9 protein-coding genes are annotated in these 14,661 nt (G+C 68.0%); 3 read left to right on the top strand and 6 right to left on the bottom strand.

The window, feature by feature from the left end:
* Together QHF84_RS46770 and QHF84_RS46765 are read right to left on the bottom strand one after the other, a co-directional pair.
* The coding region (locus QHF84_RS46770; protein ID WP_281320137.1) for a DUF4215 domain-containing protein at positions 1 to 2,781 on the bottom strand (2,781 nt) is incomplete at its 3' end.
* A gap of 233 nt (positions 2,782 to 3,014) precedes the next feature.
* Positions 3,015 to 4,289, bottom strand: a complete 1,275-nt coding sequence (locus QHF84_RS46765) for a S41 family peptidase (protein ID WP_281320136.1) — start codon at positions 4,287 to 4,289, stop codon at positions 3,015 to 3,017.
* 306 nt (positions 4,290 to 4,595) lie between these two features.
* On the opposite strand from QHF84_RS46765, the gene QHF84_RS46760 reads away from it, so the two are divergent.
* Positions 4,596 to 5,282, top strand: coding sequence for a hypothetical protein (locus tag QHF84_RS46760; RefSeq protein ID WP_281320135.1), 687 nt, complete (start codon positions 4,596 to 4,598; stop codon positions 5,280 to 5,282).
* A 19-nt stretch (positions 5,283 to 5,301) separates the two neighbouring features.
* The gene (locus QHF84_RS46755; RefSeq protein ID WP_281320134.1) at positions 5,302 to 7,230 is read left to right on the top strand and encodes a redoxin domain-containing protein; all 1,929 of its coding nucleotides are present in this window, start codon (positions 5,302 to 5,304) and stop codon (positions 7,228 to 7,230) included.
* Positions 7,231 to 7,257: 27 nt separating this feature from the next.
* On the opposite strand, the gene QHF84_RS46750 is transcribed toward QHF84_RS46755, so the two are convergent.
* A complete protein-coding gene (locus tag QHF84_RS46750; RefSeq protein ID WP_281320133.1) occupies positions 7,258 to 8,862 on the bottom strand; it encodes a carboxylesterase/lipase family protein in 1,605 nt (534 codons plus the stop codon).
* A 113-nt stretch (positions 8,863 to 8,975) separates the two neighbouring features.
* On the opposite strand from QHF84_RS46750, the gene QHF84_RS46745 reads away from it, so the two are divergent.
* Positions 8,976 to 9,821, top strand: coding sequence for a hypothetical protein (locus QHF84_RS46745; protein WP_281320132.1), 846 nt, complete (start codon positions 8,976 to 8,978; stop codon positions 9,819 to 9,821).
* Here QHF84_RS46745 and QHF84_RS46740 read toward each other — a convergent pair whose 3' ends face one another.
* Genes QHF84_RS46740 through QHF84_RS46730 form a run of 3 tightly spaced genes read right to left on the bottom strand, consistent with a single transcriptional unit; the run spans position 9,822 to position 14,528 of the window.
* Positions 9,822 to 11,729 (bottom strand): response regulator, encoded by a 1,908-nt coding sequence (locus QHF84_RS46740; RefSeq protein WP_281320131.1) that lies wholly within the window; start codon positions 11,727 to 11,729, stop codon positions 9,822 to 9,824.
* Between the two features lie 4 nt (positions 11,730 to 11,733).
* Positions 11,734 to 12,186, bottom strand: coding sequence for a response regulator (locus tag QHF84_RS46735; RefSeq protein WP_281320130.1), 453 nt, complete (start codon positions 12,184 to 12,186; stop codon positions 11,734 to 11,736).
* On the bottom strand, positions 12,183 to 14,528 hold the full coding sequence (locus QHF84_RS46730) for a PAS domain S-box protein (RefSeq protein ID WP_281320129.1): 2,346 nt from the start codon (positions 14,526 to 14,528) through the stop codon (positions 12,183 to 12,185). Before QHF84_RS46730 ends, QHF84_RS46735 begins: the two co-directional genes overlap by 4 nt.
* Positions 14,529 to 14,661 lie beyond the last annotated feature (133 nt).

The raw sequence follows: 14,661 nt of genomic DNA, 5'->3' as shown, positions 1-14,661 counted from the left end.
GCCAGCGCCGCCAGCGCCACCCGCGCCGCCGTCGCCGCCCGCGCCGCCCGCGCCACCGTTGCCGCCCGCGCCACCCGCGCCACCCGCGCCGCCGGCACCGCCAGCACCGCCTACTCCCATCGACTCGGTCTTGCAATCGGACGTGCAACCATCGCCGGACACGTCATTGCCGTCGTCACATTCCTCGACGCCGTCCTGCACGAACCCGTCGCCGCACTTGGCCGGCACGCAGGTATTGAGACAACCATCGGCATCCGACACGTTGCCATCGTCGCACGCCTCGACGCCCGCCTGCACGTGCCCGTCGCCGCACTTGGCCGTCTTGCAGGTGTTCGTGCATGCGTCGTCGTTCGACGCGTTCGCGTCGTCGCACTCCTCGCCCGCTTGCACGACGCCGTCGCCGCAGCCCGGCAGGCTGCAACTGTTCCGGCACCCATCGTTGTCGATCTGGTTGCCATCGTCGCACGCCTCGACGCCCATCTGCACGAAGCCGTCGCCGCACGTCGCATTCTTGCAGGTGACGAGGCACGCATCCGTATTCGATGCATTGCCGTCGTCGCACGCCTCGGCGCCGTTCACGATGCCGTCGCCGCAATAGAACGGAGGCACGAACTCGTACGCGCCCATGTCGACCGCGGGGCCATTGGCGCCGTCCCCGTCCATCGGCCGCACATTGCCGTCGAGGTCCGTGAGGGGGGCGCCCACCGACGTGCCCTTGTCGATGCACGGGCTGCCCATGGCCAGGTGCAGGTCCGACGGCGCGTTCACGAAGCCCGGGTTCTGCGAAATGCAGCCCGCTCCTGCCACCACGTTATCGTAGTTCTCTTCGGTGCCTAGGACGTTCGTGTACGTGACGGTGGCCGTCGTCGTGCCCGTCGCGTTGTTCCGGTAGATGCCCGTCGTGGTCCCGATGATGATGCTGTTCTTGACGTTCACGATCGCCGTCGCATTCGTATCCGCCCTCAGGCTCACGCCGAACGCGCCTGGACCGTGGACCGTCGTGTTCGTCACGTTGAGCGTGCCGGTCGCATTGCTCGTGGCGTAAATGCTGATGTTATCCCAGTTGTTGCGGAAGAGCCCGTTCTCGATCGTCAACGTGGTGGAGCCGCTGCTCGGGAAGAAATCCACGCCATCCCACTCGTTGTCGCTCACGGTCAGGCCCGAGAAGGTGGGGGACGCATTGCCCTCCACGCGGATCCCGTTCTCGTTGCTCTTGGTCGTGAAATTCTTGATGAGCGGCGCCCCCGCATCGAGACGCAGGCCGTAAAACGACGTATCGGTCGTGACGTTCAAAAGCCCGAGCACGCCGCCCGCGGCGCTCGAATGGATCGCATTGTACCCGTACCGCACGTTCACGTGCGTCAGCGTCGCCGCCGTCGCGCCCGACAGCACCCGCACGCCATACCAGTTCTGCGCTGCGGCCACGAGGGCGCGCAGCGTGATGGGCGCGGCCGCCGTCCCGATGGCTTCCAGCGTCCCCCGCACCCGGATCTCGGCGCGCTCCGTGTCCGTGCCCGCCTTCATGATGTCGCCGTTCGAGAAGTTCACCACCACGCCCGGCTCGATCGAGAGCTTCCGGCCCGGCGGTACCGTGATGTCCCCCGCGACGGTATATGGCGAGCCTGCCAAGGTCAGCGTCGTATCGGTCCAGAGCGTCCCGTGATACCCCGGCGTCGCGTCATTCACGTACGGCAGCGCCCCGATGTCCTGGCCCGCGTCCCCCGCGAACCTCGACGGCGAATTCGACGTGATCCGCAGGTCCGACAGCGGGTTCACGTACAGCGGGTTCGCCGAGAAGCACCCCGGGCCGGGGGTCACATTCGAATAGTTCGTCGTGTTGTCCCAGACGTTCGAATACGTGACGTTCACCGTCGCCGCGCCGCCCGCCCCGTAGATGCCGGTGGTGTTGTCCGTCACGTTCGAGTTTTTGAGGTTCACCGTTGTCGATGCGCCCGAAGACGTGGAGGCGGACACGCCGCGGGACTGCTCATGGATCGTGGCGCCCGTGATGTTCACCGTCGAGATGGCGTTCGACTCTGCCGACAGATCGAGCCCGTAAAAGCTATTCCGTACCACGCAGTTGTTGATGGTGTTCACCGCGGCCACGCCCGTCGTCAAGATCCTGATGCCGCGGTTGGTATTGTCATTGATCGTGCAGCCGTTGATCGTCGCTGCGGCGGACCCCGCGATGTCGATGCCGACCGAGCCGCCGCTGACGCTCACGTTCGTGAGCGTCGGCGTGCCGGCGAGGAGGTAGAAGCCATATGTGGTGGCGGTGATCGTGGTATCGGAGACGGCGAGACCCATGCCCGCCGCGCTCGAGGTGACGCCTTGCCTCGCATGGGCGATCGACGCGCCGGAGATGGTGACGGCGCTCGCCGCACCGGCGCGGATGCCAAACCACGTGCCCACAGCCGACCCGTTCTGGGCCATGAACTGCACGGGGCTCGCGGCCGTGCCATTGACGTTGAGTTGCCCCTGCACGATGAGCTCGACGCGGGCCGTGTCGGAGCCGCCGGATTGCCCGTCGCTGCTCGCGAACCGCACGACAGTGCCGGCCTCGATGGTCAACGAGGCGCCGCTCGGCACCGTGACGTCCCCCTGGACGTTGTAGGGGCTGCCCGCGGCGGTCCAGGTCTGGGTGGCGATGGTGCCGCCGGCGATGGTCGTCGCGGCAGCCGCTTCGCGCGGGAAAACCAGCGCGACGGTAAGCGCAAGGGCGAGGGCCATGCAATGCAGGGCGCTCGCAAAGGAAGGACGTGATTGATGTCTGGTGTTCATGCTCGTCTACCCCGGGCGTCGGCGTGCTCACGGCGCCGCGCGGCGCCGCCCGCAACAGGCCCAGCGCCTGGGAGATGCTCGTCGCGTCCCTGGGTCGCAGTTTTTTTTTCGGGCGACCCGGACGAGCGTACGGCGGAGAAGTCTCGCCAGAAATTTCGCCGCCTGCGGTAAGATGACCTCCACGGAGATCGATTCGTCGATTTCACCGACGATCTCGCCGTCTGGGTCCTTTTTTATGGCCGCGAGGGCGGCGAATCGCCGCGTCGTTGACCAGGCTCGAGGGAGGGCGACGCGAGGATCTCGAGCGCGCGCGCGAGGATCGCGTCCTCGCCCGGCGCATCGTGGCCGATGAGATCGACACGCTCGGGCGGGAGCCAGCGGTGCCGCGGGGTGCCATCGATGTGGAAGAGCCGCTCGACCGGGATCGCGAAGCGAATCCCGCTTTGGTTCAGGGTCGACGACGTAATGGCGCCCTTGAGCCCGGCCATGCCCGTGCCGACCACCACGCCGCGGCGCATGGCGTCGACGCCGATGGCCATGCCCTCGCCCATGCTCCCGGTCCAGTGATCGACGAGCACGGCGAGCGGTTTTTCGTATGTGAAAGGGCCACGCGGCAGCACGTACTGGACCCATACCCGGCTGCGCCCCTGCCAGCCGACGCCCGGCAATTCGTGCTTCTGGTAGGGCAGGGGCTCCCGCACGAAGCGACCGAGCAGCGCCTCGGCGACGGCCGTGTTGCCGCCGCTCGGGGTGTCGCGCAAATCCAGGACGAGCGCGCGGCAATCGCCAAGCTCGGCGAGCGCGGCGTCGAATGCGGGGACCAGCGCGTCGTCGCCGAGGGAATTGTGGATCCGGAGATAACCGACGCCGCCCGCGAGCCGGCGCTGCTCGAGCATTCCGTCGCCGGACGGGACTTCGGGGGCGTCGAGCTCGACATCGCGCGGACCTGCGGCCGTCGCGACGCGGAGCCGGCGCCGTTCGTCATGGCGCCCGGCCAGGAGGCTGCGCAGCGCCCAGGCATGCGCCGCGGGGTCGGCGCTCGACATGCCGAGCCGCTCCGCGATGGCTCGCGCGACGGGGACGCCGCCGATCGCAAGGACCTCCTGACCCGCCCGCAGTCCCGCCCGCGCCGCGGCGCTGCCGGGCCGGACCTGCGTGACGATCGCGCGCGTGCCATCGACCTCGGCCCACAGATCCGCGCCGCTCGGCACGAGGCGATACGAATGCTTCGTATTGGTGCCGAGGTGCGCGTGGGCGTCGTGCAGCTCGTCGAGCACGACCTCGAAGAGGGCGACCCGTTCTGCCTTGGTGCGCACATCGGCCGCGCGCGCGGCGTATCGCCGGCGCACGGCGTCCCAGTCGATCGATTGCTCCTCGAGGTAACCGTAATTCTCGCGGATCTCCGTCAATAGCTGATCGACGTCCGCGGCGACTCCGCGCGGCGCCGAGGCGCAACCGGAGAGCGTCGTGAGGAGGGCCATGCCGAGCGTGGCAGCAAAGACGCGCATGCTGACGCCACCTAGCCGAGCGTACGTCCGTGTGCAACGGGCCTCCGGTAAAACCTCGGGGGGAGAGCACGGTTTCGCTCCTCGATGGGTCGACCCCGATCCATACCCCGGGCAGCCGCCCGATTTGCGTATCCATTCCGATCATGCAATGCTCCGACGGCCGCGACTCCAGCCGAGCGGCACTTCGGTGAATGTATGCGCAGCATCCCCATTTATGCTTTCCTTGCCCTCCTCGCCGGCTGCGGAAACCCGCCGCCCGGCGGCAACCCAATCGAAACGGACGCCGGCTCCGACGGCTCCACACCCATGGGACCCGGAATCACGGGAATCCTGAAGGACCACGCGGATCAGCCGATCGGCGGCGGAAAAGTCCTCGCCTGCATGGCGACCCTTTGCCTCTTCGGCGACGCCGAGCCGGACGGCTCATTCTTTTTCCCGATCGAGCCGACGGCCGAGGTCGCATTGAAGACCCTGCCGGACCCGACCGCCACGCCTCGGAAATCCGCTGCGCTTTGCCCCGTGCGTATCGTCGATTCTTCCCTGATCGACGTCGGATCCCTCCACGTCCCGAGCCTCCCGGACGGCGCGCTCCTCGGGCCTGCCGCCCAGGATCCGCAATCGCTCATGGCCGGCGACGGCGTCGTGCTGACCCTGCGCGTCGCGGATCTCACGCCCTACCTCGGTGATACGCTCGTCGACGTCGCCGCGCGGCGCATCCCGCCGTCCCAAGCTTGTCCGTCGGTCGTGCCCGAGGGCGAGGCGCTCGTCGCCGTATATGCCTTGCATCCCTTTGCCACCGTGAGCTCTTCTCCCATTGCGGTCCGAGCCCCATCGGATTTACCCGCGGGGACGAAGGTACGGTTTCGAACGATCAGCGAGATCGACGGCGCCTTCTCCGAGCCGGTCCCGGGCGAGGCCGATGGCACGAGTGTTGCGACGGCGCCGCAGGTAGGCATTTCCGAGCTGACTTGGCTCGTGATATCAAAAGAGTGACCTGGCACAGAAAGGCACGATGATGACGCTTGCTTCCTTGGTACGAACGATCCCCCGCGCCCGCGCCGCGCTCCTCGGCGCCTCTTCGCTCCTGCTCGTCGCCGGCTGCTCCGACGCCCCGCCGCCGTCCGCGACCCCGGGCCTTTCGTGCGGCGAGGGCACCCAGGCGGTCGGGCGCGAATGCGTCCCGACCGCGCTCGAACCGGGGCATTACTTGAGCCCGCTCGTCCAGCTCCAGAGCCTGGCCGAGGTCGGTAGCCATACCGACGAGGTGCGTATCCGCGAGGACAACCTGCTCCTCAATTGCAGCTACACGTTCAACGTGATCAACGCCGAGCACGCGAACGACATGGAGGCCCTCACGGGCGAGGGCCTCCGGCATACGATCCCCGGCGATTCGCGCACGCCAGGTTGCAAACACCTCGCGTGGGACGAGAACCTCGTCTTCACGACGCACCTCGGCAACATCCGCAACCCGGCCTTCCTCAGCGGCTGGGACATCACCGATCCCGAGGCGCCCGTGCAGCTCCCGGTCCTTCAGGAGCCCGGCATCAGCTACGAGGGCGTCGACGTCGCGAACCACCACATCTTCGTCGGCCTGCACGAGAATGGCCTCGGCGTGTACGATTACGACGCGGCCAATGGTTTCGCGCGCGTCGGGAGCCTCGGCGGCTTCACGAATGCGTGGGGCATCGCCGCGCGCGGCAACCACGTGTTCGTCGCCGACGGCCTCGGAGGGTTTGCCACGGTCGACGCCACGGATCCGGCGAAGCCCGTCGAGCTCGGCCGCGTCGCCGTCGGCGGCCAGGCGCGCGGCGTCGTCGTGGACGGCAATTTCGCATATGTGGCCGCCGGCTCCGCGGGCGTGGCCGTGGTCGACATCTCCGACCTCGCGAGCCCGAAGGTGGTCGGCCGGGCGGAGATGCCCGGCACGGCGCTCCGCGTCGCGTTCTCCGAGGGCCGCATCTTCGTGGCTGCGTGGAACGACGTGCGCGTCTACGACGTGACCACGCCACAGGCTCCCCGCTTCATCGCCGCCGTCCGCATTCCGCGGCCCTTCGATTACGAGGACGCCGATCGCGAGCTGCCGACGATGCGCACGTTCGGCGTGGCCGCGCGGGGGCAGGACGTCTTCATCGGCGCCTGGGAAAACCCGTATTCGTACCGCCTCGAACCGGACCGCCTCGCCCCCAACATTCGCCTGCCCGAGACGGCTGCCCGCCTCGATTTCGGCAAGGTCGCGGCTGGCGCCTCGAAGACGATCCAGATCCCGGTCACGAACCAGGGCACGGCGCCGCTCACGCTGGTGGACAACTGGATCAGCGGAGAGGGCTTCAGCGTCGAGCCGAAGCAGGCCCGTATCGAGCCGGGGGAGACGTTCTCGCTCGAGGTGACGTACGTCGCCTCGTCCGCCGAGGAGGAGGTCGGGTATCTGCATATCGTCTCCGACGACCCCGCGGCCCCGGTGCGCAAGGCCTACCTCGTCGGCAATGCGCCCGGCGTGACCGTCGGCAGCCCGCTGCCTGCCACGACGGCGACCATGCTCGACGGCACGACGTGGACGTCGGAAGCTTCGGCCGGGAAGGTGCTCTTGCTCAGCTACTTCGCCACGTTCTGCCCGGTCTGCGCGAACCACCTGCCGGACGTGGAGGAGCGATTCTGGCAGTCGTACCGGGACAAGGGCCTCGAAATCGTCGCCCTGAATCCGCGGGAGACGACGGACAAGATCGGCGACGTGCAGGCTTATTGCGAGAACATCAAGGTCTCGTTCCCGCTCGGCATCGAGGAGCCCGCGAGCACGTACACGGCCGTCACGACGAACTTCGTCGGGCCCAATCCCTTCCCGGTCGACGTGATCGTCGGCAAGGACGGCACGGTCCGGTACGCGAGCCACGAATACGATCCGGATGCGATGGCCGCGGTGATCGAAGAGCTGCTCGCGGAGTGAGCCCCCCGCCGCCGCGGCCATTCCCGGTCAGGGCGTGAAGCTCGGCATCGTATCCCAGAAGTCGCACTTGTCCTTCCGGACGCCCGCCTGCTTCGACACCGTCATGTCGAGGATGATGCTCTCGTCCTTCTCGGCATCATACGCCGGCCACGAAAACGCCCCCTCTCCATTCGGATCCCCCTTCGCGGCGTGCCGCGACCAGTAGCCCATGATCACCTTCGAGAAGGCGATCTCCTCGTCGGTGAGCGCCTGCGGCGCGAGCTGCCCGGGGTTTCCGAACACGTATTTCAGCTCGGCCGCGTGAAACGCCCCGATGTCCCCGAGCAGCGCGCCCTTGGGCGCGTAGGTGAAATGGTAGTGGAACGTGGGCACGCCCGCCTTCGCGAGCGAGCGCGCCGCCTGCCGCGTCGGGCAAACGAACCCCGCGTCCCCGACCGCAGCCGCCGCCGCTTTTTGCGCCGATCCATACGTCGCGCTCGGATATTGCGCGACCACCTCCTTGCCGTGCCCGGGGACGAGCTGCTCGGCGAGGGCCTCGAATGCTGCATCGTCCGCGATCATCGTATTCGCGAGCGCAAAGAACAGCGAGCCCTCGTCGGCATTGCCGCCGACGATCGTGGGCACCTTCTCGAATTGGCCCTCCGCGAGCAGCTTGCTCGGCGCGTCGGGCAGGTTCCAGCCGTCGAGCACCGGGAACCATTTCGCGCCGTCGCCGAAGATCAGATCCGCGCTGCTCGGAAGCGCGGTCATGATCTCCTCCGTCGATCGGCTCCGGAGACATGTGAGCGCGTCCGGGCCCTCGCAGCCGAGCGCCGCGAGCAGATCGGCCCCCTGCGCCGTGGCCTTGTCCTTGCCGAGGAACGAATCGCACGGGCCGCTCTCGATGATGGCACGCTGGAACAGGCCTTTGCTCTCGGGCGACACGAGGTGATGGCACACGCTGATCCCACCGGCCGACTCGCCGAAGACCGTGACATTGCCCGGGTCGCCGCCGAACGCCGCCGCATTGGCCCTCACCCACGCGAGCGCCGCCCGCTGATCCTCGATTCCGTAGTTCCCCGAGGACGGGTGCGCCGCGTCCTCCGCTTCGAGCTCGGGCAGCGCGAGGAAGCCGAACGGGCCGAGGCGGTAATTGAGCGTCACCACCACCGCACCGGTCGTCTCCGACAGGTTCTGCCCGTTGTACGAATAATCGCCGCCGCTGCCGAGCGTGAATGCGCCGCCGTGGATCCACACGAGCACGGGCCGCGGCGCGCTCGCGAGTTTTTCGGGCGTCCACACGTTCACCGTCAGGCAATCCTCCTGCGAGGTCGAGACGAAATCCCCGGTGAGCGCATTGCGCTGCGCGCACATGCGCCCCGGCGTCGTGACCTTCATCGTCTCCGTCCACGCCGCGTGCGGGGCGGGCGGCTTCCAGCGCAGATCCCCGACCGGCGGCGCTGCATACGGGATGCCGAGGAATGCGCGCGTCGAGCCGACGAGCGAGCCCTCGATGGGCCCCTTGTCGGTCGTCACCGCGAGCGGACCGGGCTCGCCCTCGTCGGGCGGCGGCGGGCTCGGCTCGGTCGAGCCACAGCCGAAGGCGAAGGCGGCGAGCGGAAGAACGAATGGAAGCAAGCGTCGAATGGGCATGGCTGTCTCCAACGGCTTGGAAGGAAATGGGAGCGGCAGGAAGATACACCCTTTCCGCGCGGCAAGTAAGGCGGCGGGAGCGCGGAGACCGAAGACGCGCTACGCTTCTCCCGATGCCCTCTCGGCCGCGCGTCCTCGCGATAGGCGCCATGCTCAGCGCGCCCACGCTCCTCTGCGCGTCGTGCGACCGCGCTCCCAATGCCTCGTCGACGCCCACGGCCGCGTCCGCGGCGCCGGCGGCCCCGCCTGCATCGAGCACGCCGGACGTTTCCGCCCCTGCGCTCCCGCCGCTCGGCGGCGATTGGCTCGTGCGCCTCCGGCTCGAAAAGTTCTTCGATGCCGTGGTCGCCGCGCCCATCGGGACAACGTCGCCGCGGCCGGTCCTGATTGGTGTGCATGGGTCGCGAGATCGCCCGGAATGGGCTTGCGGCGAGTTTCTCGGCGTGACGAAGGGATATCCGTTCATCCTCTGCCCCCACGGCGTTCCCAACCACGCCGAGCCGCTCTACGGGTTCACGACGGCCGAGGACCTGAAGCTCGAAATCGACGCGGGCCTGAAAGCGCTCCGCGAGCGCTTTGGGCCTTACGTGGCCGAAGGGCCGATGATTTATGGAGGGTTTTCCCGCGGCGCCTTCCTCGGCGTGCCCATCGTCGCGGACGATCCCGCGCGTTTCCCCGTCGTCGTCCTCGGCGAGGGTGGGCAAAGCTCGTGGACGGACGATCGCGCCTCCCGGTTCGCGCGCGGCGGCGGCAAGCGTGTCCTCTTCGTTTGCTCCACGCCGGACTGCGAAATGGCGACGCCGCCCGCGCTCGCCATTCTGAAGCGGGCGGGCGTCGAGGCGAAGATGATCACGGCCGGGCACATCGGCCATATCGTCGACGATCGCGTGGTCACCCTGATCCGCGGATCCTGGCCGTGGCTCGTGCGGGATCGGACGGGGCCGCTCGGGCCCTGGTGATCAAGCCGGACGCCCCCCGCGCTCATTGACGAGTTTTTGCAGGATCTGTCGCACGACATCGAAATCCGGCGGCTTCGTCAGGTGAAGATCGCATCCGGCCATTCGTGATTGCTCCCGGTCCTCGTCCCGCCCATACCCGGACAGCGCGACGACAAACGTTTCCTTTCCCCAGGGCTCCCGGCGGAGCTGCCGCGCGACCTCGTATCCATCCATGCCCGGGAGGCCGAGATCCAGAAAGACCACCGTCGGCCGGAAGGACCGCGCCAGCTCCAGCGCCGAGGGGCCGTCATGCGCCTGCGCCACCTCGTGCCCCAGCATGTCCAGCAAAAGGGAAAGCGTCTCCGCCGAATCCCGGTTGTCGTCCACCACCAGCACCCGCAAGCCCTCGGGCCCCTCGACGTCCTCACGCGACGCGGAATCGTGGTCCCCGGCATCCGCATTCGACGCGGGCAGCCGGACCGTGAATGCGCTGCCCTCGCCCACCCCCGCGCTCTCCGCCATCACCGCGCCGCCGTGCATTTCGACGAGCCGCTTGACGAGCGTCAGCCCCACGCCGAGCCCCCCTTGCGTCCGGTCGAGGGACACATCCCCCTGCGTGAACAGATCGAAAATGCGCGGAAGCAGCGCCGCGTCGATCCCCACGCCGGTGTCCGTGATCCGCACGATCACCTCGGCCCCTTTCCGCGTGGCCGTCAGGCCGAGCTGCCCTCCCTGCGGAGTGAATTTCGCCGCATTGTTGAGCAGGTTCGTGAAGACCTGCGTCAGCCGGGTGAGGTCCGCGCGCACCTGCACCGGCGCGGACGGCAATTGCACCGCGAGCGCCTGCTTCCGCGACTCCACGAGCGGACGCACCATTTCCACGGCCTGTGTCACGGCCATCTTGAGGTCGATGATTTCGGGGTGCAGCGTGATTTTCCCCTGGCTCACCCGGGACACGTCGAGCAAGTCGTCGACGAGCCTCGACAACGTCGTGACCTGGCGCTCGATGATCACGCAGGCGCCTTGCACATTCGTGTCCGCGAGCGCCACGGTCTTGTATCGCACGATGGTCGCTGCATTGAGGATCGGCGCCAGCGGATTGCGGAGCTCGTGGGCGAGCATGGCGAGGAATTCGTCCTTGCGCCGGTCCGCCTCCTGCAGCTCCTCGGTCCGCGCCCGGAGGCCTTCCTCCAGCGCTTTGCGCTCGCTGATGTCCTCCACGAGCCCGTCCACCACCGTCCGGCCGTCTTCTTCGCCCACGCGCTCGCTCACCCGCGCCCATATGCTCGACCCGTCCGGCCGGCGCACCTCCATTTCGCGCTTCGCCATGGCCCGACCGCTCTCGGTATCGCGGACCTTGTCCGCCTGTCCGGGCGGCGAAAGGAATTCTTTGACGCTCCCCGCCCGCGCCTCCTCCAGCGAGCTGCGGCCGACGATCCGCAAAAACGCAGGATTGCAGGAGAGGAGCTCGCCATCGGGGGTGGCGCGAAACACCCCGACGTCGAGCGCGTCCGTCAGCCGCTGAAGGTGGATTTCGACCTGCGCGAGCCGCCGCTTCGACGTGGCCCGGTCGATCGCATGCCGGACCGCGAGCGGCAGCCGGGGCATTCGCTGGGGGCTCTTCACCACGTAATCGTCGGCCCCGGCCTTCATGGCCTCGACCGCCACCTCCTCGTTCCCGCTGCCGGTGAACAGGACGACCGGGCAATCGGGCCAGTGGCGCTTGACGAGCTGCAGGACCTGAATGCCGTCCGTCCATCGCATCATGTAATCGGTCACGACGGCGTCGTACCCGCCCCGCGCGATCGCCTGCTCGAAGCCGGCTTTGTCGAAGACCTCGTCCGCCTCGGCGTCCGAAAACTCGTGCGAGAGGAGCCGGATCGCCATGAGGCGGTCGTCCGGGTTGTCGTCCAGCACGAGGAAACGCATGGGCTCAGGCGACCTCCGTGTCCGCCCGTCGATTGAGGATGAGCCAGTAGACCCCGAGCGCCTTCACCGCGTCGAGCAGCCCCTCGAAGTTGACGGGTTTGACCAGGTACGAATTGCACCCGAGGTCGTACGCCTTCCGCACGTCGTTGCTCTCCATCGACGACGTCAAGACGACGACCGGGAGCCGCTTGAGCCCCGGCTGCTGCCGCAGCCATTCCAGGACCTCCAGCCCCGAGCGCCGCGGCAATTTCAGGTCGAGCAAGATCAACGCCGGCAACGGGTACGCCCCGCGATCGTCGTACGGGGTCCGCCCGGCCAGGTATTCCACCGCCGTGTCCCCGTTGTCCACGATGTGCAGGGGATTCACGAGCTGAGCTTTCTTGAAGGCGCGGCGGATCATGAGCACGTCGGTCGAGTCGTCCTCGACCACGAGCACGCCGATGTCCCCGATGTTCATGTATCCTCCTGCTTCGGCAGCTCGACCCAGAATCGGCTCCCGCCAGCCGGATTGGACTCCACCCCGCACGATCCGCCCATCCGCTCGGCGCCTTTCCGCACGATGGCAAGGCCAATGCCGGTGCCCGGGTAAGCCTCTTGCGCGTGGAGACGTTCGAATACCCGGAAAATGCGCTCCCGATGCTCGGGCTCGACGCCGATGCCATTGTCCTCGACCCAGAGCCGCACGCGATCGCCGCGGTCCTCGGCGCGCACGCGCGCCACGGGCTTCTTGCCCGCCTGCACGAATTTGATCGCGTTTCCGAGGAGGTTCGTCATCACCTGTCGGAGCGTCGTTCGATGCGCGAACACGCGGCCGAGCGGCCACGCCACGGTCACCTCGGCTGCGCGCTCGTGGATCTCCGGCCGCATTTGCCCGAGGACGTCGGTGAGGACGCTGTCGAGGTCGACCGGTTCGAGCCGGATCGCCTCCCGCGCCAGCCGGGCGTACGCGAGCAGGTCCTTGATGAGGTTGTCCATCCGGACCGCGGCCCCCACGATACGCTCCGTGTAATCCCGGGCCTCGGGGGGAAGCTCCTCCGCGTAATCCTCGACGAGGGCGTCGGCGAGGGAATGCATGTTCCGCACAGGGGCCCGGAGATCATGGGCGATCGTGTAGGAAAATGCCTCGAGCTCCGCATTCGCGTCGGAGAGCGCCCGGGTGCGCTCTTCGACCCGCAGCTCGAGCTCGGCGTTGAGCCTCCGCACCTCCTCCTCCGCTTGCTTTCGGGCCGTGATGTCCCGCGAAACCCCGACCAGGCCCACGACGGCGCCGCTCTCGTCCCGGAGCGGGGCCTTCGTCGTCAAATAGGTCCGGACCGCGCCCGGCAGCCCGAATTCCTCTTCGCCCGTCACCTCCCGACCCGTCCTCAGAACGGAACGATCGATCTCGGCAATGCGGCGGCCCTGCTCGGCCTGCGGGGCGAAATCGATGTCGCGGCGCCCGATCGCCTCTTCCTCCGTACGTCCGAGCACTTGCAGCGTGGACGGGTTCGCGAGCGTGAGCCGACCGGCGGAGTCCTTTGCATAAATGAGGTCGCTCGTGGCATCGGTGACGGCCCGCAAAAGCGCTTTTCGTGCCTGGAGCGCTTCCTCGGCCTCGGCCCGCTCGGTCACGTCCTGGAAGACCACCATGGCCCGCAGCGGCTCTCCCCGCTCGTTCCGGATGATGGTGGCGGTCACGCGCACCCGGATCTCCCGCCCATCCTTGTGGATGTACCGCGTATCGCTGTCGAACATGGGGCGCTCGCCCCGGACGGTCGCCTGAAAACGCGCCCAATCCGCGGCCCGGTTGTCCGGGTGCGTGAGCTCGGGGAACGTCATTTCGGCGAGCTCGTGCGCCGTGCAGCCGGTGATTTCGCAGAGCATGTGGTTCACGCGCAGAAATCGCCCGCTCGCGGGGTCCACCTGCGCCTCGCCGACCCCGGCTCGTTCGAAGGCCTCGCGGAACTCCGCTTCGCTCGCCGCGAGCTTCCGAGCAGCGTCTCGTTCGGCCGTCCCGTCCTGGAATACGAGCACGACCCCGCGGAGCCGGCCGGCGTCGTCCAGGATCGGCGCCCCCGAATCCGAGATGGGGTATTCCCGTCCGTCGCGGGCGAGCAGCAACGTGTGATTGGCGAGCCCAACCACGGTACCGTCCCGCAAGACCTTCGTCACCGGATCTTCCAGGGGCTTTCGATCGGCCTCGCCCACGATGCTGAACACCTCGCGGAGCGGATGACCGATGGCGTCCGCGGCTCTCCACCCCGTGAGTTTTTCCGCGGACGGGTTCATGAATGCCACCCGCCCGAGATCGTCCGTGGCGATGACCCCGTCGCCGATGCTCCGGAGCGTGACGCGCAGCCACTCCTCGCTCGCCTGCTTTTTTTTCTCGGCGACCTCGGCGCGTATCCGGGCGCGGTGGAGCGAATCCGTCAAATAACTCAGGCCGCCGCCGGTGAACAGGAAGAGCCCGAGCTGCGCGCGCGCCGACGGCATCGTGAGCCCGAGCTCGAATTGGGGGCGCATGATGAAGAAGGTGGACGAGAAGGCGGCCAGGACCATGGCGAAAAGCGCCGCCCGCAGCCCGCCGTACCAGGCTGCGGCCATCACGGCGAGGGTGAAGAGGAGGAACGGAGACCCCTCCCCGAGCATGGGGTCGAGCGCGAGCCGGATGGCCGTCACCACAGCGACGGCCGCGACGGCGACACCATACCGCGCGAGGAACCGCTTGCCCGGCCGTTCCCGGGGCGGATCCGGGCTCGCGTTCGCCTGCGGAGGCGACCACACGGGCGAGCTCGTTCGGGCGTCGTAGTCGTACAACATTTCATGGATGTACGTAGCCCGTGCGGAAAACCTCAGGGAGCCTGGCGCTGGAATTTGGTCCCACGCGACCGGGCCGACTCGAAACCCGACCCGAGGCCGCGCCCCTGTGGCATAAACAGATCGCTCGCGCCCA

The organism is Polyangium sp. y55x31 (assembly GCF_029946505.1).
In the GTDB taxonomy this organism is placed as follows: domain Bacteria; phylum Myxococcota_A; class Polyangia; order Polyangiales; family Polyangiaceae; genus Polyangium.
The sequence above is the reverse complement of the archived record's forward strand: the minus strand, read 5'-3'. Positions and strand labels throughout refer to the sequence as shown.